The organism is Fretibacterium fastidiosum, from assembly GCF_964642095.1.
Lineage (GTDB): Bacteria > Synergistota > Synergistia > Synergistales > Aminobacteriaceae > Fretibacterium > Fretibacterium fastidiosum.
This window is the reverse complement of the sequence record NZ_OZ209244.1, coordinates 1,244,421-1,266,202: the sequence shown is the minus strand read 5'-3', so window position 1 is coordinate 1,266,202 and position 21,782 is coordinate 1,244,421. Positions and strand designations below refer to the sequence as shown.

General features: G+C 53.4%; 6 protein-coding genes and 2 CRISPR repeat arrays (1 of these 8 only partly in view). All 6 genes read right to left on the bottom strand.

Annotated elements, in window-relative coordinates; all coding sequences use genetic code 11:
• Positions 1-1,426: a CRISPR direct-repeat array (repeat unit 30 nt; unit sequence GTTTCCATCCCTCTAAGGAAGTTTAGGAAG) (it extends 10,372 nt beyond the left edge of the window).
• Between the two features lie 246 nt (positions 1,427-1,672).
• Positions 1,673-3,160, bottom strand: a complete 1,488-nt coding sequence (locus ACK28C_RS05440; RefSeq protein ID WP_409152015.1) for a hypothetical protein — start codon at positions 3,158-3,160, stop codon at positions 1,673-1,675.
• Positions 3,161-3,320: 160 nt separating this feature from the next.
• Positions 3,321-16,120: a CRISPR direct-repeat array (repeat unit 30 nt; unit sequence GTTTCCATCCCTCTAAGGAAGTTTAGGAAG).
• A gap of 874 nt (positions 16,121-16,994) precedes the next feature.
• Complete coding sequence (locus tag ACK28C_RS05435) at positions 16,995-17,246, bottom strand: CRISPR-associated endonuclease Cas2 (RefSeq protein WP_015556828.1); 252 nt, start codon at positions 17,244-17,246, stop codon at positions 16,995-16,997.
• Between the two features lie 13 nt (positions 17,247-17,259).
• Positions 17,260-18,270 (bottom strand): type I-B CRISPR-associated endonuclease Cas1b, encoded by a 1,011-nt coding sequence (gene cas1b, locus ACK28C_RS05430; protein WP_015556827.1) that lies wholly within the window; start codon positions 18,268-18,270, stop codon positions 17,260-17,262.
• A gap of 27 nt (positions 18,271-18,297) precedes the next feature.
• Positions 18,298-18,807, bottom strand: a complete 510-nt coding sequence (gene cas4, locus ACK28C_RS05425; RefSeq protein WP_015556826.1) for a CRISPR-associated protein Cas4 — start codon at positions 18,805-18,807, stop codon at positions 18,298-18,300.
• 12 nt (positions 18,808-18,819) lie between these two features.
• The gene (locus tag ACK28C_RS05420) at positions 18,820-21,114 is read right to left on the bottom strand and encodes a CRISPR-associated helicase/endonuclease Cas3 (RefSeq protein WP_015556825.1); all 2,295 of its coding nucleotides are present in this window, start codon (positions 21,112-21,114) and stop codon (positions 18,820-18,822) included.
• Positions 21,053-21,778 (bottom strand): type I-B CRISPR-associated protein Cas5b, encoded by a 726-nt coding sequence (gene cas5b / locus ACK28C_RS05415; protein WP_015556824.1) that lies wholly within the window; start codon positions 21,776-21,778, stop codon positions 21,053-21,055. The genes ACK28C_RS05420 and cas5b overlap by 62 nt, the downstream gene beginning before the upstream one ends.
• Between the last annotated feature and the right edge of the window lie 4 nt (positions 21,779-21,782).

The following is a 21,782-nucleotide window of genomic DNA, read 5'->3' as shown; positions in this document are numbered from 1 at the left end:
AGGTTTCCATCCCTCTAAGGAAGTTTAGGAAGCCACCGAGCGCCTCGATTGGATATGGCAGCCAATCTAGTTTCCATCCCTCTAAGGAAGTTTAGGAAGTTTCCGCCCATCTTTGACGGGGTGTTTCTTGGGTAGGGTTTCCATCCCTCTAAGGAAGTTTAGGAAGGGCCCACTTCCAGCTTTTCTGCTAAGTTAGCACGAGAGTTTCCATCCCTCTAAGGAAGTTTAGGAAGCCGCCAGAGTCCTGTTTCTTGGAGTCGGCGCCACGGAGTTTCCATCCCTCTAAGGAAGTTTAGGAAGCCCGCATCATGCCGTCGCCTCCTTCTTGATTTGCCTGGTTTCCATCCCTCTAAGGAAGTTTAGGAAGCATGTTGCGGATTGGGAAGCTCGCCATGGCGGGTTGCGTTTCCATCCCTCTAAGGAAGTTTAGGAAGCGAACCGGGCCCTTGAAAAGGGCGCAAGGGGCGCTAGTTTCCATCCCTCTAAGGAAGTTTAGGAAGAAACCCAACAGGGGCGGGAGTGGCAGAACACTACTGGTTTCCATCCCTCTAAGGAAGTTTAGGAAGATGACCAAGAGCCCCTACAGCCCGCACGAGTGCTCGGTTTCCATCCCTCTAAGGAAGTTTAGGAAGTCCGGCGGGAGGTCGTTAGCGCTATGCATGTTCAAATGTTTCCATCCCTCTAAGGAAGTTTAGGAAGTAGGTCTTCCAGGGAAGGAAGTGCAGCCCATCGGTCGTTTCCATCCCTCTAAGGAAGTTTAGGAAGGAAGCTGATCGAAGCGGCCGACCGCTTCCTGACAGAGGTTTCCATCCCTCTAAGGAAGTTTAGGAAGGCCTCCCCCCGCCCCTTAAAACAGGGACATTGCCGGTTTCCATCCCTCTAAGGAAGTTTAGGAAGTCCATCAGGCGTTCGGCTCGTGCCCGGCGCTCCGGGGTTTCCATCCCTCTAAGGAAGTTTAGGAAGTTGACCTCTCAGGGATATAGAGATTTTCTCAGTGTGTTTCCATCCCTCTAAGGAAGTTTAGGAAGTGGAGCTGTTCGACATGGCCACTGAGAAGGTTCAGGTTTCCATCCCTCTAAGGAAGTTTAGGAAGCAGGGACGTAAGCTGTTTGCGAATTACAACATCGTGTTTCCATCCCTCTAAGGAAGTTTAGGAAGCCCGGTACAACCAGGGGCTGGACGCCTCCTCGCTGAAGTTTCCATCCCTCTAAGGAAGTTTAGGAAGTGTTACGCCACACTCCGTATTCCCCGGATGCCGCCCTGTTTCCATCCCTCTAAGGAAGTTTAGGAAGGAGCTTGTGGCGCGCGGGTATCTGGCGACGCTACGCTCGTTTCCATCCCTCTAAGGAAGTTTAGGAAGGATGAAACTGCCGGCTGATTGGAACGTAAATAACGGGTTTCCATCCCTCTAAGGAAGTTTAGGAAGCGCAGCGAAGACACTATTCTACCTTCTTTTCTTGTGTGTTTCCATCCCTCTAAGGAAGCCCAAATCCACGGGAACGCAAAGTGCGGGCAAAGTAAAGGGCCAGGCAGAGGAAAAGTTTTAAAAAATGGGCTGTTCACCCCTCCGCTGCCTTTAAATACGGAAATATCTTCCCGTTCTCACAATAACCCCGTCAGCGTGGGCTCGCACCCACACCCCCTCTCGGCTATTGGCCCGGCGTTCTCCTGCTCATTCCAGCGAGATAGCCAATTTCTCAAGCTTCCGGTACGCTCCCAGAAACCAACTCCCCACAACTCCCCCTTTCACCTGCAGCACCATGCGGCGCGCATGGCGCACCATACGCCCTATGCTCGTGTAAAACAAAAATCGCAGCGTCCTGGGACGGTAACTCCTCAACGCTTCAGGCAGAAGCAGACGCTTTAACAAACTGTGCAGCGACAGAGACAGCACCGACACATTCCACCAGAACGCGTTCGACCCAAATCGGTGCGAGATGACGTGCCCGCCGCCCAGGTCCTCCTTCAGGATACGGTGCACTTCCTCTGACTTGCCGCACCGCTCACGATACCACCGGATTACCGCTCCTCCCTCCCAATCCAACAGGTTCGTCACGATACCAAACACCTTGTATACGTGGCCGCCAAGCTCCGTCAGATGCAGCTTCTTCACCTTGGCGTTCTCAGACTCCAGGTCGTCGATCAGCTCCGGTATGAACAGCTGCCGTGAGTCCTGCAGCTCCTGAGACAGTCGAAGCTTCTTTCCCGATCCCTCCAACTCGAATGCCTCGCGAATGGCAAGAAAACGGTACGTCGGACCTTTCTTGTCGAGACTCAAAGACTGTGGCGCATAGACGACCTCCGCCCATTCCTGGCCGTTGCCCAAAGGGCGCCAATCCTTCTCACAAACTGCCTCCACCGCCTCCCTGAAATCCCTGTATACAGGACACGAGATCGCAAACTCGATCACCCCGAAACGCGCATCCTGACCCTCCGCCAGATAGCGCAAAAGACGCGTCTGGTAACCCGCACTGTCCGAACGGTACCTCACCTTCCTCACTCCCGCAGGAAGATGCGCCAATACCCCCTGCAACTGCTCCAGCTGTCCGTGCCCAGGCTTCACATTCCCGTCCCGGTATTCCGTCGCCACAGGCAGGTCGTACTCCGGACAGTACACGTTCAACGCCTCGTAACTCCGTTTCCCCTGGTAGTTGTACAACGCCCCGCTCGTCTCCGTCTCGATGAACGTCGCGTCCTGGTCCAGCGTCAACTCCTCCTGCACGGACGCCTCGAACGCGCACCTCAGAAGATGGCGGTGCACCTCCTCAAATCCCCTCAGCGCCTCATTCGATGCCGGGATAAAGGAACGACCATGACCCCGCTCCCGGTCCTCCGATTCGTTATGAAAACAGCTGGCGTAGTCCCGGGCCGACGTCGGAGATGGAAACGGCAGGGAGACTTTCTTCAGCCCCGCCTGCTCCTTCAAAAACTTCAGGTGTTCCACGGCTCTGCCGCCGCTGAGGTTCAGCAGGACCATCGACAGAAGCTGCTCGGAGTCCCGGTACCCTTTGTCCTTCCTGATTCCTATGAAAGTATCGATGACTTCGTCAAGATGGAGCCGATTCCAAAGTTCGATAACGGGGAAAAGGCCGGCAAAAGGGGTGATGTCCTGCATCTTGTCTGTCGTCTTAACCTCGATTTTTGGTCGTCTGTATGGCATAATGGTCTTCGCACCTCGCAGGTGATGGCTTATTGTTTGGTGACTTAAGCTTAACACTGTTTTTGCAAACAGTCCCTGCAAGGTGCTGTTTTTTTGCCCGCGGGTTGGGGGGAAGTTTAGGAAGTTCCCACGGAAACGCAATGTCTCACGCATCCTCACCGTTTCCATCCCTCTAAGGAAGTTTAGGAAGGCCACCACGCCAGGTGCCGCCATGTGAGAATACACGTTTCCATCCCTCTAAGGAAGTTTAGGAAGAGCGCGACCCCAGGACGAGGGGCGGGTTCCCTGCATGTTTCCATCCCTCTAAGGAAGTTTAGGAAGGTTTCGTGCGTATTTCGTTCTCCTATGCCGTCCCGTGTTTCCATCCCTCTAAGGAAGTTTAGGAAGCCCCTCCTCCACTCATCCGTGTGAGCACTATATTTCGAGTTTCCATCCCTCTAAGGAAGTTTAGGAAGTCCCTCACAACCCTGGCGGCCGGGATGCAGGGCGGGCGTTTCCATCCCTCTAAGGAAGTTTAGGAAGTTCTCTACGTCCCAGTCCACGAACCCCGTTCCGAGCTGTTTCCATCCCTCTAAGGAAGTTTAGGAAGCGCCATCCGGGGGTTGTCGATCGGGTTTATCCCCATGTTTCCATCCCTCTAAGGAAGTTTAGGAAGGATGACTGGCACGATATCGTTCTGAAGGGGGCGTTTGGTTTCCATCCCTCTAAGGAAGTTTAGGAAGGGAGATTGGCCAATACCCTATTCCGTTCTACATTGTGTTTCCATCCCTCTAAGGAAGTTTAGGAAGCCGGAGGAACGCCGCAGAGCGGGGGCCTGCTGGGCGGAGTTTCCATCCCTCTAAGGAAGTTTAGGAAGGTGCGCTCGGCGCATCCAGCCGGAGATTGGACGGACGAGTTTCCATCCCTCTAAGGAAGTTTAGGAAGCAGGTCCCACGCCTCGCGGTTCCGATGAAACGCCTGAGTTTCCATCCCTCTAAGGAAGTTTAGGAAGGGCGTTCGGCGGGGACCGGTGCGTGGTGTTCCTCCGGGTTTCCATCCCTCTAAGGAAGTTTAGGAAGCCCTCACAACCCTGGCGGCCGGGATGCAGGGCGGGCGTTTCCATCCCTCTAAGGAAGTTTAGGAAGGGAGGCGGGGTCATTATACCCCGTCTCCTCCGAAAGAAGTTTCCATCCCTCTAAGGAAGTTTAGGAAGCGCATAGTGTCTCGACTTCGTATCACTCCCAACGAGTTTCCATCCCTCTAAGGAAGTTTAGGAAGACGCGGACCTGTTCCTCATGCTGGCGTCGAGCGACGTGTTTCCATCCCTCTAAGGAAGTTTAGGAAGGACGATGCCGAGCCGAATCAGGGGGACCGAAAGGACGTTTCCATCCCTCTAAGGAAGTTTAGGAAGGAGAAGATCACAAATTCCTGCCTAGCGTAAAACTCAGGTTTCCATCCCTCTAAGGAAGTTTAGGAAGCCGCTGCCAGCCGCACACGCTGCTCGTCGCTATCCGGTTTCCATCCCTCTAAGGAAGTTTAGGAAGGACAAATCAACATATCCCCTAAAGTTGGACAGTTTGTTTCCATCCCTCTAAGGAAGTTTAGGAAGATGGGGCCGGTCGGGGTGGAGTGCCGGTTCATCAGCGGTTTCCATCCCTCTAAGGAAGTTTAGGAAGAGGCTTTACCACTTTAATGCGAGTGGTACAACCTTAGTTTCCATCCCTCTAAGGAAGTTTAGGAAGCATGTTCCACCACTTCCGGATATGGCAGGCACCGAGTTTCCATCCCTCTAAGGAAGTTTAGGAAGCGCACTACGACCGCGTTCAGGGGCCTCCGCATCCCGTTTCCATCCCTCTAAGGAAGTTTAGGAAGTCCATATGGATCAGGATATCCCTGTCCCTCCTGTATAGTTTCCATCCCTCTAAGGAAGTTTAGGAAGAGGGACAGGGATATATTCTGGTGGTCCATATGCACAGGGTTTCCATCCCTCTAAGGAAGTTTAGGAAGGGGCGAGAACAGGGCCGCAGAATGGGCAGAATTTACGGTTTCCATCCCTCTAAGGAAGTTTAGGAAGGCGAATGAGGTGTGTCTTGCCTGCCCCCGCCTGCCCGGTTTCCATCCCTCTAAGGAAGTTTAGGAAGGGCGAGGTGACGCCGATCTTCGGCGAGCTCTACGCGGTTTCCATCCCTCTAAGGAAGTTTAGGAAGAAGCCCTCGTCCTGGTTTCAGAACTTATTTCTTCGAGTTTCCATCCCTCTAAGGAAGTTTAGGAAGGCTTCGCGTCCCGCTGTCGGATGCAACATTGATATCCGTTTCCATCCCTCTAAGGAAGTTTAGGAAGTCAGCTGCTTAACCTCTCCGCCTTCACCCTCACCGGGTTTCCATCCCTCTAAGGAAGTTTAGGAAGGCGTCGGCGTCCTGATGAACGGCATCCTTGACGCCTTGTTTCCATCCCTCTAAGGAAGTTTAGGAAGAGCCCATCATCCAACATAGCGGCGACAGATTCAGCAGTTTCCATCCCTCTAAGGAAGTTTAGGAAGGGCCCCAGCACCACCAACTCCACCTTGACGTATTGGCGTTTCCATCCCTCTAAGGAAGTTTAGGAAGGCGTCGGCGTCCTGATGAACGGCATCCTTGACGCCTTGTTTCCATCCCTCTAAGGAAGTTTAGGAAGGCGTCTGGAACGCATCGAAAACCTCGAAGAGGATATCGTTTCCATCCCTCTAAGGAAGTTTAGGAAGCTCCTCATGGCAGATGGGACACTCCACGCGCTCTCGTTTCCATCCCTCTAAGGAAGTTTAGGAAGGACCATCGACATCAGGTCCGGCGACGAGACCCCCGGTTTCCATCCCTCTAAGGAAGTTTAGGAAGGGAATCTATTGTTGAGGCTTAGTATCGCCGCAGATATGTTTCCATCCCTCTAAGGAAGTTTATGAAGGACGAAATTACAGCGGCAGGTTGGTATTTCGTCAGTGGTTTCCATCCCTCTAAGGAAGTTTAGGAAGTGTGCGGCCATGCGGGTCTTGTTGATATCGCTCGCCGGTTTCCATCCCTCTAAGGAAGTTTAGGAAGAAGAAGAGGAGCGGCTTTCGCCGCCCCCCTCTCGTTGTTTCCATCCCTCTAAGGAAGTTTAGGAAGGATCGAGGCAGGGAACCGCTTAATAGAGGACGCCGCGCGTTTCCATCCCTCTAAGGAAGTTTAGGAAGGCCTCGCGGCGCTTCCGCCTGCTCGTCAGCACCTCGAGTTTCCATCCCTCTAAGGAAGTTTAGGAAGCCATGGGTGGCGGCAGGGGGTCGTCCTTGCCTCTGTGGTTTCCATCCCTCTAAGGAAGTTTAGGAAGAACGAGACGAACCTCGTGAAGGTCGCCGAAGACAAGGTTTCCATCCCTCTAAGGAAGTTTAGGAAGGAGAGATACCTTTATCCTGCCTTCGGAGGACGCGACGTGTTTCCATCCCTCTAAGGAAGTTTAGGAAGGGGACCTTCGGGCTTCACCGAAAGGCCCACTACTTGTGTTTCCATCCCTCTAAGGAAGTTTAGGAAGTCAACGCAATGATTGAGGAGTTGAGGTCACAGGGCTGTTTCCATCCCTCTAAGGAAGTTTAGGAAGAGGCGGCGCAGACGGCCCAGCAGGGGGCCGGGGCCGGTTTCCATCCCTCTAAGGAAGTTTAAGAAGGAGGCGTAAAACGCACCGTGGAGGAGATACGGAGCTAGTTTCCATCCCTCTAAGGAAGTTTAGGAAGAGGAAGCACCTTGTCCTATATGGCCATGTCGAGACAGGGTTTCCATCCCTCTAAGGAAGTTTAGGAAGGCGCCAAGCGGAGAGTCGTGGTGGTCCACGTTCCCGGTTTCCATCCCTCTAAGGAAGTTTAGGAAGCCGTGGATGTCGCTTGGCTGTGCGCTCCTGAAAGAGTTTCCATCCCTCTAAGGAAGTTTAGGAAGTCGGGCCTTTGATATCTATTACCCGATCAGGGTAGAGTTTCCATCCCTCTAAGGAAGTTTAGGAAGGGCGAAAGCGTGAATCGATTCCCGGCTCCTGGCCCGGTTTCCATCCCTCTAAGGAAGTTTAGGAAGGACGAGACCTGCGTGTTTGAGGTGGAGGAGGGGAGCTAGTTTCCATCCCTCTAAGGAAGTTTAGGAAGTCGACTGGCGGGACTCAGCCTGAGGCGAGTTAGCGGTTTCCATCCCTCTAAGGAAGTTTAGGAAGCCTGGGGAGAACCAGGCCCAAAGACCGCGGCATTCGGTTTCCATCCCTCTAAGGAAGTTTAGGAAGTCGAATAGCTAGGAGGACCTTTATTGTATCACGAGAGTTTCCATCCCTCTAAGGAAGTTTAGGAAGGCCACTGACGTTGACGAAGACCGTCCCGTCGTCATGCAGTTTCCATCCCTCTAAGGAAGTTTAGGAAGTATCGGTGATGATTCCGGCATGAGTCATCGTGTTAGGTTTCCATCCCTCTAAGGAAGTTTAGGAAGGTCCTTTCGTTGATGGGTTGGTATAGTATGGGCGGTGGTTTCCATCCCTCTAAGGAAGTTTAGGAAGAAAGACAGGCCAGTTTGCGATTGATTGTGCTGTTGCTGTTTCCATCCCTCTAAGGAAGTTTAGGAAGGGCTCAGCGAAGCTCATGGCAGGGTATCTGAAGCAGGTGTTTCCATCCCTCTAAGGAAGTTTAGGAAGGGGGCACAGAAACTCGCCGAGCGCCTGTTTGACACGTTTCCATCCCTCTAAGGAAGTTTAGGAAGCGCATGGACCTGCTTCCTGTCCGGTCTTTGGTTCAGGGTTTCCATCCCTCTAAGGAAGTTTAGGAAGAAAAGAACAGCCTTCCATAGAGCTCGCAATGACCTAGGTTTCCATCCCTCTAAGGAAGTTTAGGAAGCTTGACGCCCTCAAAATCTCCCGTCTTAACAAGCTGGTTTCCATCCCTCTAAGGAAGTTTAGGAAGGCGGAGCTTCCGAATCGCGTTCATGTTGCCTCCTTTGTTTCCATCCCTCTAAGGAAGTTTAGGAAGAACAGCGAGGCTGTGAAGTTCGTCAAGTGCGAGGCGGTTTCCATCCCTCTAAGGAAGTTTAGGAAGCGTCCTCATGATTCGACCTCGATCTCATGCCGGTAAGTTTCCATCCCTCTAAGGAAGTTTAGGAAGGGGTGTGGGCGTAGGGGGGGATGGAAATGATCGGTGGTTTCCATCCCTCTAAGGAAGTTTAGGAAGGTAAAAACAACGCCCAAATGGTCATTGATTTTTAGGGTTTCCATCCCTCTAAGGAAGTTTAGGAAGTCCGTTCAGGACCTGGTGGGTATCTGGCACAAGGGCTGTTTCCATCCCTCTAAGGAAGTTTAGGAAGTTCGCCCTCACCGGTAAACTGGAACCGCAGGGGCTCGGTTTCCATCCCTCTAAGGAAGTTTAGGAAGGTTCTTCGCTCATAACCCCAACCCCCTTCGGATTTTTTGTTTCCATCCCTCTAAGGAAGTTTAGGAAGTTTCCTTGGCGAACGGGTCCAGCCCGTAGGTCTGGGAGTTTCCATCCCTCTAAGGAAGTTTAGGAAGCTCCAGATCGCCCCAGACGCCCGGCTCAGGCGTCATCGTTTCCATCCCTCTAAGGAAGTTTAGGAAGGAAGAGCAGCTCGCAGTTCTGCGCAGAGCACCACATGTTTCCATCCCTCTAAGGAAGTTTAGGAAGGCTTGCAGTACGCCAGGTTGGGCAGCTTCCCAGCCTGTTTCCATCCCTCTAAGGAAGTTTAGGAAGCCCCCACAGCACAGAACAACCTCAGCTCCGACGACGTTTCCATCCCTCTAAGGAAGTTTAGGAAGGAGTGGCGGCTTGATCGCCAGCTTCTGCGCGCCCAGGGTTTCCATCCCTCTAAGGAAGTTTAGGAAGGCCACGGGCCGCAGGAGGAGAAGACCATGGAAACGATGTTTCCATCCCTCTAAGGAAGTTTAGGAAGCAGGTCCCACGCCTCGCGGTTCTGATGGAACGCCTGGGTTTCCATCCCTCTAAGGAAGTTTAGGAAGCGTGCTGGAGGCGGACGAGGACGCCCTGGCGCTGCTGTTTCCATCCCTCTAAGGAAGTTTAGGAAGCTAGGGAGGTCGCCACTTTACTATCCCCCACAGCAGTTTCCATCCCTCTAAGGAAGTTTAGGAAGGCGTTTCAGCGATTCCCCCAGGCATTCAAGGGGCTTGGTTTCCATCCCTCTAAGGAAGTTTAGGAAGGCGAGCAGGATTACCTGGTGTTCACTGGCGACGTATGTTTCCATCCCTCTAAGGAAGTTTAGGAAGCCCGCGCCCGTCCTTGTCCTTCGTCCGAATCAGATGTTTCCATCCCTCTAAGGAAGTTTAGGAAGCCGAAGAGCTGGCAAGGCAAGAAGTATGGTGTCCTGCGTTTCCATCCCTCTAAGGAAGTTTAGGAAGCGCAAACAAACACTTAAGAATTTCGTTGATCATGCATGTTTCCATCCCTCTAAGGAAGTTTAGGAAGCACAGGGCCCCGCGGGCCGGGAGGTCCCTGCTTGGCAGTTTCCATCCCTCTAAGGAAGTTTAGGAAGCGACGACACCTCCTTAAACCGTTACGCTGGGTAAAGTTTCCATCCCTCTAAGGAAGTTTAGGAAGCTTCATGGCTTCCTCGGACACCGAGCCCGGCAGCGAGTTTCCATCCCTCTAAGGAAGTTTAGGAAGGACAGCCCCTTGGATGTAGCGGGGGAAGGAAGCGTGGTTTCCATCCCTCTAAGGAAGTTTAGGAAGGAGGCTTTCTCCAATGGCCACATGCTGCGCGTAGTCGGTTTCCATCCCTCTAAGGAAGTTTAGGAAGGACAACTCCACGCCCTATTCCAATCTCATCGACCTTGTTTCCATCCCTCTAAGGAAGTTTAGGAAGGGATACGACATCTCCACCCAGGATGCCGGTCAACGGTTTCCATCCCTCTAAGGAAGTTTAGGAAGTACTTCGCCGACCTGCTGGAGCGTATGCCCCTCAGCGGTTTCCATCCCTCTAAGGAAGTTTAGGAAGGAAGCCGAGGTCGCGGGCTGATCGCGGGGGGCCGACGTTTCCATCCCTCTAAGGAAGTTTAGGAAGCGTGGATAGGAGAGACGCAGATCGCCTCCAAGACGCTGTTTCCATCCCTCTAAGGAAGTTTAGGAAGCCACGCGTTGGCCTGCGCTCTGCCGTGATAGAGCTAGTTTCCATCCCTCTAAGGAAGTTTAGGAAGTTCATTGATGAGGCACAAAACGAGGCACAAAATCGTGTTTCCATCCCTCTAAGGAAGTTTAGGAAGATGCCGACCCCGCCTCCGGACTCCGACCGTTTCAGCCGTTTCCATCCCTCTAAGGAAGTTTAGGAAGGATGCCGAATTGCTCAGCCAGAGCAGTGATATCCTCGGTTTCCATCCCTCTAAGGAAGTTTAGGAAGGTACCGCATCAAACAGGATTCCTGCCACCAGCATTCGTTTCCATCCCTCTAAGGAAGTTTAGGAAGCAAGATCGGGGAGTTCTCGCACGACGACCGGCGCATGTTTCCATCCCTCTAAGGAAGTTTAGGAAGTTCCTCGGTCCACTGCCCGTCAGATTCCCCATGACGGTTTCCATCCCTCTAAGGAAGTTTAGGAAGGACATGAATGGCCCGATGCTGTTAGTGATGCCCTGTAGTTTCCATCCCTCTAAGGAAGTTTAGGAAGAGCCTGCGACGTTGGGCGAAGACATCAGGGTCGCAGGTGGTTTCCATCCCTCTAAGGAAGTTTAGGAAGGAGAATTGTCTCCCGACTTCGCATCACCCCCTACGAGTTTCCATCCCTCTAAGGAAGTTTAGGAAGCGTGAGCGCGTTTAGACGAGCCGTGGCGAATGTAAGTTTCCATCCCTCTAAGGAAGTTTAGGAAGCGAAGGTTCCTCCTCGTCGGGTTCCGCCTCCCCATCAGTTTCCATCCCTCTAAGGAAGTTTAGGAAGCCGCATCGCGGCCATAGCCGGGAGTGAATTCATGCGGTTTCCATCCCTCTAAGGAAGTTTAGGAAGATGGCGACTGGGTGCTTTTCGTGGACACTCGGTTGTCGTTTCCATCCCTCTAAGGAAGTTTAGGAAGCCTCGTATCTTCTGGGAGGGCGACGCTGCGGAGTATCGGTTTCCATCCCTCTAAGGAAGTTTAGGAAGCGGGATGTGCCATGCCTCGTCCGCCGAGGCGTCGGCGGTTTCCATCCCTCTAAGGAAGTTTAGGAAGCGTTCATGACGCTTGTTGCGGCGCCGCCGAGTATCTGGTTTCCATCCCTCTAAGGAAGTTTAGGAAGAAGGAAAAGATACCGGCAGACCTGAACTCGTAGCCAGTTTCCATCCCTCTAAGGAAGTTTAGGAAGCCCATCCGAACATGACCGGGACCTATGAGGCCATGTTGTTTCCATCCCTCTAAGGAAGTTTAGGAAGAGCACTTAGCGAGGACGAGGGCCGCGAAGCGTTCAGCGTTTCCATCCCTCTAAGGAAGTTTAGGAAGCACTTAGCGAGGACGAGGGCCGCGAAGCGTTCAGCGTTTCCATCCCTCTAAGGAAGTTTAGGAAGTCCTCGATGCCGCGTGCCGTTCGTTCCAGCGGCGTAGTTTCCATCCCTCTAAGGAAGTTTAGGAAGAGGGCGGCTTCCGCCGTCGAATCGGCAGTTCATCCGGTTTCCATCCCTCTAAGGAAGTTTAGGAAGAAGGCGGATTGATTCGAGGCGTTGTTGAAGATATCCGGTTTCCATCCCTCTAAGGAAGTTTAGGAAGCGGTTTCTTTGTGGGGCGTCTCCTTTGCTGTTTTGGTTTCCATCCCTCTAAGGAAGTTTAGGAAGGATGTCGTATCCAAAATTATGAAGGCCGGGGCGACGCGTTTCCATCCCTCTAAGGAAGTTTAGGAAGGGTGGATGGGGGGCAGGTCCAGCCAGTCAACCCAGTACGTTTCCATCCCTCTAAGGAAGTTTAGGAAGCGTCTCCGGGGACCTGCACGACCCCGCCGACTGCGGGTTTCCATCCCTCTAAGGAAGTTTAGGAAGGCGAGCTTTACGAGTATTCCGCCACCTACGAGGACAGGTTTCCATCCCTCTAAGGAAGTTTAGGAAGCAGAGATGCTCCCAAAGCGCAGCGAATACCAAGACCCGTTTCCATCCCTCTAAGGAAGTTTAGGAAGGAAAAACCTCTTGTTTTTGCTGAAAAAATCATATCTTGTTTCCATCCCTCTAAGGAAGTTTAGGAAGTTAACCTGGGAGCCCTTCATTGCCGCTGCCTTTTCTGGTTTCCATCCCTCTAAGGAAGTTTAGGAAGCCCGGCCATCCCAGAGTGGGCATTGAGGTACTCTGGTTTCCATCCCTCTAAGGAAGTTTAGGAAGTCGGCGAGCGGTTTGGGCGCCCCTTCCGGCAATGGGTTTCCATCCCTCTAAGGAAGTTTAGGAAGCTGGCTGGAGGCCCCGAAGGAAGACGAAAGCGCCATCGTTTCCATCCCTCTAAGGAAGTTTAGGAAGCCCGGTGATGCCGTGCTGGTGTCATTCACCTCCGGGTTTCCATCCCTCTAAGGAAGTTTAGGAAGGTGTCCGCTTTTGTCCTGGGGCGGAGGCGAGCTTGGTTTCCATCCCTCTAAGGAAGTTTAGGAAGTAGCCATAGCCTCAAACACCTCGCCGAAGACCTTGAGTTTCCATCCCTCTAAGGAAGTTTAGGAAGTAAGCCAGGGGGATATTCCTCTGTTAACCTTTGCGCGTTTCCATCCCTCTAAGGAAGTTTAGGAAGTGCCCCGCCTCGACTCTTCCGTCGCATGGCAGTAGCGAGTTTCCATCCCTCTAAGGAAGTTTAGGAAGGAGTGGGATTGGCTTGAAAGGGCTATCGCTTACGAGTTTCCATCCCTCTAAGGAAGTTTAGGAAGAGCTAAACCGTTGGTACGACCGGTCTTACAGCTACCTAGTTTCCATCCCTCTAAGGAAGTTTAGGAAGGCGTAAAGTGTTGTCGCTGAGGGAAAATATCAGGATGTTTCCATCCCTCTAAGGAAGTTTAGGAAGTTCATTTTGTGTGGTCCCTTGCAGGACCTATATTTAGTTTCCATCCCTCTAAGGAAGTTTAGGAAGGACCATGGTACGGCTTGCTTCCCGCATCGTGGACCTGTTTCCATCCCTCTAAGGAAGTTTAGGAAGGTTAAAGCCGTGCAGCCTGTGATACAGACGAATGGCATGTTTCCATCCCTCTAAGGAAGTTTAGGAAGAGTTTCCCCGACAGCGTACGACCGTCCGGCGAGACTGGTTTCCATCCCTCTAAGGAAGTTTAGGAAGGTGTACAATTCCAGTCTCGAAGGCTGCGCCCACATCAGTTTCCATCCCTCTAAGGAAGTTTAGGAAGTGCCGCAGCCGGGCGTCCACTTCCTCAGAGCTCATTTGTTTCCATCCCTCTAAGGAAGTTTAGGAAGAATCCAAGCTCCAAGAGGGCTTATGAAGGGAAGGAAAAGTTTCCATCCCTCTAAGGAAGTTTAGGAAGAAGGTCCAGGCTCCCGTACACGCTGGCCACACCGGGGTTTCCATCCCTCTAAGGAAGTTTAGGAAGTTGCGTCCCCGGCCTTCGGAGTCGCCCACATTCTGGTTTCCATCCCTCTAAGGAAGTTTAGGAAGGGCCTGTGGTACGGATATGTGTGCACAATGGAGTTTGTGTTTCCATCCCTCTAAGGAAGTTTAGGAAGCACGCCGGTCTCGACAGCTTGGCGGTCTCCGGGAAAGTTTCCATCCCTCTAAGGAAGTTTAGGAAGCTCGATCGCCGCGAGCTCTGCGGCCACTTCTGCATGTTTCCATCCCTCTAAGGAAGTTTAGGAAGCAGGATTGATCTTGGAGGGCCTCTACAGCTCTACGGAGTTTCCATCCCTCTAAGGAAGTTTAGGAAGATGGAAATCGGGGAGGCCTTCGTCGCCTTCCTGAAGTTTCCATCCCTCTAAGGAAGTTTAGGAAGAATTGGGTCCGCAAAACCGTTGCTATGACTCACCTTAGTTTCCATCCCTCTAAGGAAGTTTAGGAAGTAGCCTGCACTTTTCCGATCTATCTATCCCATGTTCCCGTTTCCATCCCTCTAAGGAAGTTTAGGAAGGTTTTCTCTTAGCACTTGAGGAAAGTGTTGCAAATGCGTTTCCATCCCTCTAAGGAAGTTTAGGAAGGCTGCAGGCCGGGACCTCATATCCCAATCGTCTGCGAGTTTCCATCCCTCTAAGGAAGTTTAGGAAGCATCGAAGCCTTCGCCCGCATCTTCCTGTCCCCCATGTTTCCATCCCTCTAAGGAAGTTTAGGAAGGGAACTGTAATCGAGTGAGGAGGCTGCAGAATGAAGTTTCCATCCCTCTAAGGAAGTTTAGGAAGAATCAGTGTTTATGACGCCTACCACGGGAAGACTCAGGTTTCCATCCCTCTAAGGAAGTTTAGGAAGGTCACTGTCTGTGTTTACACCGATCCCTGCTTCCTCAGTTTCCATCCCTCTAAGGAAGTTTAGGAAGAGCCCCAAGTCAAAGAAGACGAGTGTTTTCAAGTACTGTTTCCATCCCTCTAAGGAAGTTTAGGAAGATATAGGGAAGGTAGATACACCCTGTCCCCATGCAGAGTTTCCATCCCTCTAAGGAAGTTTAGGAAGAAATAGGAGGAACAAAAATGACTACAAAAGAGAAGGGTTTCCATCCCTCTAAGGAAGTTTAGGAAGGGTGACGCTCTGAGAGCCCATTTTTGCAGTTTTTTTACGTTTCCATCCCTCTAAGGAAGTTTAGGAAGCGGGGCTGATTCTGGAGGGCCTCTGCAGCTCCACGGAGTTTCCATCCCTCTAAGGAAGTTTAGGAAGGCCTCAGCGTTCTCCCGAAGTTCCGAAATTTTCTCCTGTTTCCATCCCTCTAAGGAAGTTTAGGAAGTTGGGAATACGGATATTGTATCAAGGGATATGGGCTAGTTTCCATCCCTCTAAGGAAGTTTAGGAAGGAGCGAATCGATGTGTTCCCGGAGAGGATCGTCATGTTTCCATCCCTCTAAGGAAGTTTAGGAAGAGCTCCTCAAGCCTCTTCTTCGCCATCTCACAATACTGTTTCCATCCCTCTAAGGAAGTTTAGGAAGAACCCCGTGCTCCAGGAGGCTCTGCAGGGCGAGCCCTGGTTTCCATCCCTCTAAGGAAGTTTAGGAAGAACGCCCCTGAGGCGAACGTGGAACACTCGTATCTTGTTTCCATCCCTCTAAGGAAGTTTAGGAAGCTCCGCCTCCTTGATGAAGTTCCGCCAGAGGCGCGGAGTTTCCATCCCTCTAAGGAAGTTTAGGAAGGCTCCAGCGCGTCTTGCGTTCTTCGTTCGCGTTCGACGTTTCCATCCCTCTAAGGAAGTTTAGGAAGTGGCGCCATATCGCCTATGCGCTTAGGGAGTGTGGGTAGTTTCCATCCCTCTAAGGAAGTTTAGGAAGTCGATCTGGACGTTTATCTTTCGCGTAAGCTTGACCTGTTTCCATCCCTCTAAGGAAGTTTAGGAAGAAGAAAACCTTGTCGGTGAAAGTCGAGGCCGATTACCGTTTCCATCCCTCTAAGGAAGTTTAGGAAGGGATGGGGTTTTGAGGGAGAAGGTCTTCGGAGCCCTTGTTTCCATCCCTCTAAGGAAGTTTAGGAAGGCACGAAGCGGCATCCGATTCGCATTCAGGAATCCGGTTTCCATCCCTCTAAGGAAGTTTAGGAAGTTCCGCCTGTTTGCCCGCACCTCGACAGGGCCACCAGTTTCCATCCCTCTAAGGAAGTTTAGGAAGCATGGAGCACCTCCTGTCGCTTGTATGGTCATCCTTGTTTCCATCCCTCTAAGGAAGTTTAGGAAGCTGGGCACGACACGACGAGGAGGTCGAGGACGATGTAGTTTCCATCCCTCTAAGGAAGTTTAGGAAGGGTCCCGGCATACCTGGCGGGGACCTGCGAGCTGTCGTTTCCATCCCTCTAAGGAAGTTTAGGAAGACTGGTGGATATTATATTGTCCACCATCCCAACAAGTTTCCATCCCTCTAAGGAAGTTTAGGAAGCCGTTACGTCAAGACAGGAACAAGCTTCTTTAAGAGATTGTACCACACTATGCCGATATCCGGCTGGATCAAAATTAAAAATCAACACTGCTGTAACAAGGGTCAACGATGTTTTTAAACCTGCGTCGCCCCTCCAGGCCTTTTACACTATCATGGGGCGACGCAGAAATTGAAACCTGCTGTGAAGTTGTCAATTTGCAGAATAAGCCTTAAGGCTGATTATGTAACTTTTCAGCCCTAAAGGGCACGGGACACGGGCAAAAACCGCTCTCGTCATGCGCTTCAAACACGTTCAGGATGCGCTCAACGAAGCGCTGCTCCATCAAAAAATGGCACAAGGACCGAGCTTCTACAGCAGCACGGTACGCCATCCCCGTGCCGAAACACGCACGCCGGCAGCGCCGCCTTCAATCCTATTCCATTGTACATCCAAATACGCTCGGATGGCCCTATCGTTGGAGATCAAGTTCCACCCTCTTTAAAAAAGCTGGCAGAATATCGCGGAAGGAGGTGTCCTTGCCGGTTTCCAACCCTGCTAAAGGAAGCTTTAAAAGGCATCTTGCCCCCATCGACCCGATTCCCGTAGAGCCGTTTCCAACCCTGCTAAAGGAAGCTTTAAAAGTGTATTGTCCCAACCCGTCCGTAGGATGCCGGGACAAGTTTCCAACCCTGCTAAAGGAAGCTTTAAAAGCCGTTGCATCAAGGCGGAAACCGTTTCTTTCAATTCGACCAATCAGTCAACTGCGCCGGCCCCTGCCCTTTTATCCATCAGGGGCGACGCAGAAATTGAAACCTGCTGTGAAGTTGTCAATTTGCGCCGCAGGACCTCAAAAGGGCTGGATTGTTTCAGCTCGCTCCAGCCCGTTCCCGCCCACTACACCAGAAAATCCGTCTCTCCGCGCTCCACGCCAAGGACCTCGCGCGACATATAGCGCTCCGTGCGCCACATGTAGAATAGCACGCTATCATATTGCAGGTCCAGCACCTTGTGTACGTCCATCTTCAGTGCGGCCATGGAAGCGGGCGTCAATTCCCCCTCCAACACCGAGTTCTGAATCCACGTGAGGTAGCGCCGCGCCGTCTTCAGGACCTTGCCGACGCGCTTCTCCCCCACGTCATAGAACATCAGGACAAACACCTCACCACCTGCTCACAAAGGGCTCGTAGGGTGCGTCGCCCAGAATGTGCTTCTGGATCTTATAGGCCTCCATGCGCACCAGACCCCGATAGCTGACGTTGCGCTTCAAACGCGGATGCTCGATCGTTTCATTGACCCGCGCCTCCCAGGCGCGCAGGACGACCTCGCGCCCCCGGTCGTTCAGGTAGATGCCGCCGCCCGTTTCCTTTTCAAAGTGCTTCTCCTGAATCTCACGCTTGTTGACCAGAGAAAAGATCAGGCGGTCGACGAGGATCGGCTTGAATATCTCCGCAATATCCAAATTCAGGCTGAACCGCCGAAAGTTCGTCTCGTGCAGGAAGCCGATGCGAGGGTCCAGGTGCGTCCTGTAGATCTGCGACAGCGCCAGAATGTAGCACATGGAGTTCAGAAAGCTGATCAGCGCGTTCATGCGGTTGGTCGGCGGGCGGCGGGTCCGCTCCAGCATCTTGAACGCCTCGTCCTGAACCAACCGATCGAAGAATTGATAGTACCGATTTCGGGCGTTGCCTTCGATTCCCATCAGGCCGGGGACGTCCTCGCTCCGCGGCGCCAGGTCCTCGAAACGCTCCAGGTCCTCCAGAATGTCCTGGACGTCCAGCGAGGCCCGACGCTGGTAGTATCCCACCACCTTGCGCATGTTCTGAATCGCGCCGACGATGAGGGCCGAGGCCAGCGCGTGACGCTTGCCTCCATCCATGCAGTGCGCTGCCTGAGCCAGGATGACGGCTCCTGAGTTCATGTGCTCGCGCGGGTAGTAGGTCCCGGCGTAATAACCATGATAGTTGAAGAAATGGAGGATGATCTGCTTTTGGGTCAAAAACTCCAAAAGGCTCTTGTTGAGCTCCAGGTCACCCAGCACCATGATCTCGTCCGTCGTCTCCACGGGCAGGAAGCGCGGTTTTTGCCCCGGCTCGCCCGCCCTCTCCACAAACAGCGTGTTGTCCTTGCGCCGCAGCGCTCCTGAGCTCAAGAGATACAGGGTCTTACCCATCTCGCCCCTCCCCCCTCTTAAAACAGCCTATCCCCAGCAATACTCGGCATAGGCACATTTGCCACAGTATTTACAGGACTCCGCCGCAGGCGGGGCGTCCCTCCGAACAAGCGTCCCGATCGCGTCATAGGCGGCGTCCAGCTCCGCCATGAGCTCGTCCGTCAACACCACCTCGACGCGCTTCTTCTCGGTTGGGAACATCAGAACCCCTCTGGCCTCGATCCCGGCCTTTTGAAGGTCGTAGAGGTAATGGGCAAGCTGCAGCCGCGCCGACCGCTCCGCGCGGCTGCTCTTCTTGACCTCGCAGACCACCAGATCGCCATCCGCGCCCTGAACGAAGTCGAACCTGTTGTCCCCGAACGCCACCTGATGCCGCTCCCTGGCGTAGCTGTTCCGGTCGATCAGGCGACCCAGGGCGAGAAAGTCATCCCTGGGTTCCGGTTCAATTCCTCGAGCCATGAGCCAGACCTGTCGGACACAGATGCTCCAGTACCAGACCAGGGTTCCCCCTATGCGCGCCTCTTCCGAGAAAACCATAGCCGTCCCCTATCAATCGTCCAATCCAGCGCCCTGGCTGCAAGGCGAAAAACCAACCTCAGGATGATACGGGCTGTCAGGCCCCTCTCCAATGCCAGAGCATCGAATCACACAATAATCTCCATACTGTTCCAGGGGATTCTGAGAGCTGCCGCCGACGAAATTTCCAACTCGATCCAGCCATTCCTTCAGCAGGTCCTTTCTGACTCCGATCGCGTACTGCTGCAGACGGTTGTTCAGGGTTTTCAGCCGCTCCCTGTTGTCCAGCGTCCTATCCAGGGTCATCAGCTCATTCAGAAGGTCGTCCAAATCTCCATCGTGATCGACGTAGACGGGGACGTCAAAATCCATCTCCTTAAACAGGGGGGTGTAATCGCCCCAGTTTCCCTCCTCGATATCTCTCCATAAAGGTTTCGGTTCAATGGCATTTGAGATTTTTTCGTAATAACGGGCCACGATGTCCTGGACATCCTGCTCGTCAAATCCCGGAAACTCCTCCAACAAGAGCTGCGTCAGATCCATTGGCACATCGTCATACACCCGCGCGGAAAAGGGACGTCCCTTTTCGCTCAGCAAGCTCGTAATCAGGACAAATCCATCACTGCGTTCTCCGCTGCGGTTGCACCGCCCCGCCACCTGAACGAGGCTGTCCAAAGGCGCAAGGTCGCGGAAGGCCCACTCAAAGTCCAAGTCAACCCCAGCCTCCACCACTTGGGTCGCAATAAGGTAATGTCGTTTCCCGCTCACCTCCAGGCTCTTGATCTCCTCCAGGGTTTCACGGCGATGCTTGGGGGTCATCCAACGACTGAGCATGAAGACCGGCGCATCGCCCAAAATTGGTCTTAGAAGATCGTAAGCCGCTCTTGCCGAAGAACGCGTGTTGAAGACCAGCATTCCAGATCGTTCAGCAAATGCAGGTACGTGCTCCTTCAGCAGGCCTGGAAGGTCCTTCAATCCGTGTTTTTCCTTCAGGAAATGATAGCGATGCCTGTTGAAGGGGAAACAAACGCGCGGAGCCAACTCCGTCCCCTCGAATATCTTGGGTTGGGTGGCCGTCATCAGGATAAAAACGGTCCCCCAGCGCTCATGAATGAACGTCAGGACCTTCCCCAGCTCCGGCCAGAGGTGGCAGTCGATGCCCTGGGGCTCATCCATCAGTACGACCGCGTTGCGGAGACGATGGAAGTCGATCGTCGCCCCGGCCTTGGAATTGAAGATCGTGTTCCAGAGCTGAACCATCGTCGTGACGACCACCGGGGACCCCCAATACCGAAAGAGCCGTTGCGCGCGTTTCCATTCACCCGGCTTGTCATATTCTCCTTTTTCGTCTTCATCATCAAGAGCCGCGAGCATCAGGCTGTGGTCCTCCTGGACGGACTCGGCCCCAAAGACATCCTTGGCGAACTTCGCGTTCTGTTCCACGATGCTGATAAAGGGCAGGGCGTAGACAATCGTGGAGTACCCCAGATTCTTTGCCAGGGTGTGGGCTATCCTGAGCCCGATGTTGGTCTTGCCCGCCCCGGTCGGCAGGGTCAGGGTGAAGAGGCCGGGAGAGCGAATCTCCGCGACATTTCGCAGACAGCATTCGGCGACATCCGAGCGCCAGGCATCGGTTGCCCGTCTGCGCTCCGACACTCCAGCAACGCTGGAAAAAGGGTAGGGTTTGAAATTGGGCAGGGGCTGAAGGTTCATCGTTTTCACGTTGATGGCATCCAACCGATCCCCGGCAACCAGAACCGAGAGGACGCTGCGCAGCCTCAGCCAATAATCCGGAAAAGGGTAGTCCTCGGGATAGCGGTCGTCGATGGCATAGATGAATTTCTTCCAGCAGAGCTCGTTCAAAGGACAGGGCCACTGAGGGATCAACGCTCTCATATCCTCCCCGATCTTTTTCTGAGATGCGCGATAGTTTGCCCAAAAGGAGGAACTCGTCCTCCAATCCTCTATTTTCGAGTGGTGTCGACGCACCGCCTCCACGCTGAAGAACGCGTCGAACGGATCCGCATTGTCCTGTTGCAGGGAAAACGTAAAGAAAGAGGAAGGGAGCGAGTGGTTCACTCCCTTTCCCTTCCCCAAGAGGTACTTTTGGAACTCGGGATCGGCCTTTCCCGGATCGTGGGTCAGGGCCGCGGCCTCGACGTCGAAAGCGATATCCTCCAACCCATGGAACTCGACGATCTGCCGGGCCAGCTCCGCCGTTCCCAGAAGATGGTCGATCAGTCGTTTTTCAGGATGGCTCTTCAGGTCACCATTCAGGGAACCACGCAACAACGTCCTCCACGCCTCGCGCGGCACATCGCGTGACATGCAGCCCCCCCCTTTTACGTACGCACAACGGGCGGCTCACATCCGAAGAATAGACGACCTTGATGCTCTCCGCCAGTGCCCGCTCCGTCGTCAGCCTGAAGGGGACCCGCTCGCTGAATATCCCCCCCGACTCGGCCAAATTAAGCTCCATTCCCTCCCCCTCCCAGGGGACCACCGTATCGACCCGCACTTCCCCCTCGCCCATGGGCTGGGGATCACAGGCACCGATATAATCTATCTGCGCAAGGGCGTAGGCCACGCCCAAACAGGGGGTGTAAATGAAGCTCCCCCTCTCCAAATGCCCGCGTAAACGCGCCTCCACCCCGCCTGCGACGTAGACGCGGTAACGGGGCGAAGCCACAAACTGATGCTTGACCTGAATATGTGGCGTAGTTTGCGGATTCTTGACGTTCCAGAAGTTTACGGCTGCCCGCATCCAACGCGTCTGCCTGAGAAGGGCTACGGCGACGCGAGTTCCTGCAAGTTCCCTCCAGTAAAACGCATGGGAGGCGTCTCCCGAAGCCCCGTTGTCCAGGCCGACGATCGCGGAGACAAGGCCCGCTATAGCCGAAGGCGGTGGGAACGCGAAGGAGACCGAGGAGGTCGTCGTGTAGGGTTTACGGAACAGGGCCATGTCGGACGAACAATCGAACATGACGGCCATCTGG